Raw genomic sequence first — 2,526 nt, forward strand, 5'->3', positions numbered from 1 at the left:
GTATCTACTACAAAGGTACCCGTTCCAACACCACTATTTCCATACAACTCTGCGGTATCCGTGCCGATAACGGCAATGGTGGCAGTGCCATCATAACCTGAAATTACCGTAGTATAAGTCCCAATATATACAGAGGTATAACCAGATTTCAAGGTAAAGGTAGCAAGGGTTATGGTTGAGGTGCCATTTTGAGTAACTGTGACTAATGGCGATATGCGTAATTCTTCAGAGGAAACGACAGTTATAATTACCGGTCCTCCTTTTGTCGGATCAGGTGTCGCAGAAATATCAAATGTAGGTCGTGTATTATCCACATATACTCGCATCAAATCCGAATAACCCCAATTCCCACTTAATTCTGTTGCCTTTATCTTTATCGTATGCCAACCATCTGTAAGCGTCCCTGTGAACCAATTATATGTCCCAGAACCAGTTTCGGTATATACTCCACCATCTATACTTATCCAACCGGATGTATTCGTCGCACCATCTACGGTAAATGTTACGGTTACTGTACTTCTCACCCTTAATCCCTCTGTTGGATAGGTTATAGCTATCGCTGGAAGGGTATTATCAACTCTAAATTCCGAACTGGTTGTACTACTTGCTAAATTTACTTCATCGGTAGCGGTTACTTTGACAGTGTAAGAACCATTATTTACCTCTTTAGTATTCCATATTATATTAAAGGGAGCACTTGTATCCTGACCAATTAGATACCACGAAATAGTATTAGTGGAATATTCAAATAATACCGAGGCTACATCTGGAGAATAAGTACCAACATTTATTATAATAGTTCCTCTAACCACCCCAGTTTCAGTAATAGTAGCAATAGAAATCATCGGGGCTGTATTATCAACCTCAATATTTGCATTTGTATCTGTCCCAACTACCGTTCCCTCCCCAGCAAAAGCTGTTGCCCTGATAATCCATGTTCCATCTGTAAATGCCTTTGTATTCCATAATGCACTCCAACCATCCGCTTTCGTTGTATCTGTATAAGAACCTATTGAGAAATCGCGTGGGTCATACCATGTAGTTCCTCCTGTACCAATTTCAAACTGCACCCTATCAGTATCGCTTGGTGCTGAAACTCGTATTGTTACTGTTCCTGTTATATGTGCATCTTCAAGTGGCTCTAAAATTACCAGACCAGCCAATGTATTATCTATCTGAACAACTCGTATTGTAGAATAACCAATATTACCTTCAACATCTTCCCCTCTAATTTGTAGTGTATGGGCACCATCTGGAATATCTTTTGTTACCCAAGTATAAGTTCCATAACCTGCTGAGTTCCATTGGGTTACCTCTCCTTTATTTTCACCGTCAATTAAAATAGTTGGTGTCCCATAAAACCATGTAGTTGCTTCCGTCCCGCAGAATATAACCGTAAGAGTTCCGTAAAGGATACTGGTCGTCGGTGGTGCCGTAATCTTAAACTCGGGTGCGGTATTATCTACTAATGTAGCCGCATAAGCGGTGTAAGTATTACCCACCTCATCCTTTGATGTCGCCTGAATTGTATATGTACCATCTTTTAGCCCAAGTGTATTCCACCAGATTCCAAATGGAGAGGTTACATCAATCCCAATTGAATATGTTCCCATTCCTGAACCACATTCAAAGAAAATTTCATCTATATCACCCGCTAATGAACTGATTGTAATCGTGCCTTGTTTTGAAATAGGTGACCTGACATTCACAGTTATAGTTGCCGCAGTATTATCTATTTCTATATCCGTTGATACCGCAGTTCCAAGTGTCTCGCTACCTGAATTATAAGCCCTTGCATAAACCTTATAATCCGATGCATCGGTAAAACTACCGGTAGTCCATGTTCCTGTCCAACCATCTACCCCATAAGTATCTGTGGTAGTAGCGAATGGCACACCCGTCAAACTCCATGTAGTCGAGGTATTTCCTCTGGCAATCCAGAATTCTACCCAAGCAGTATTTTGTGGTGCTGAAAGTCGCACTATCCAATCACCTCTGACATGAGCACCTGATGCTGGAGTAAGTATCACTACCTCTTCTAAAGAATTATCTACTAATACACATCTTATTTCAGAATAACCAATATTACCTGCCTCATCCATTGCCCTTATTTGAAGTAAATGTGTAGTATCCATAACACTAAGTGTATTCCAGGAATGTGTGCCATATTGAGGTGACCATTGAGAAACAGATGTCCATGTTCCACCATCAATAGAAATAGTTGGTGTGCCTGAAATAGAAGTAGTATCATCCCATGCCCTGAATACGACAGGGACAACATTTTGTAGTATTTTTGCTCCCGGTAAGGCACCATCAATCAAATCGATAGTAACTTGCGGGGCGGTATTATCCACCCGCACCTCTGAACTCGTGCTTGCCGTCAACCCAACTTCATCTACACTACTTGCCTTCACCGTATAACTCCCATCTTGCAAACCTATTGTATTCCAATCTGCCAGCCACGGGGCAATACTATCAATTAATATCGTGTAAGTCGCTGTTTCGTTTAACCGACTATATTCAAAC

At 41.0% G+C, this 2,526-nt stretch carries 1 protein-coding gene; it reads right to left on the bottom strand.

Features of this window, described 5'->3' with window-relative positions; all coding sequences use genetic code 11:
* Positions 1 to 2,526: Ig-like domain-containing protein (locus AB1422_18835; GenBank protein MEW6621357.1), on the bottom strand; the 2,526-nt coding region annotated here is incomplete at both ends.

This window comes from bacterium (assembly GCA_040757115.1).
Classification (GTDB): domain Bacteria; phylum UBA9089; class CG2-30-40-21; order CG2-30-40-21; family SBAY01; genus JBFLXS01.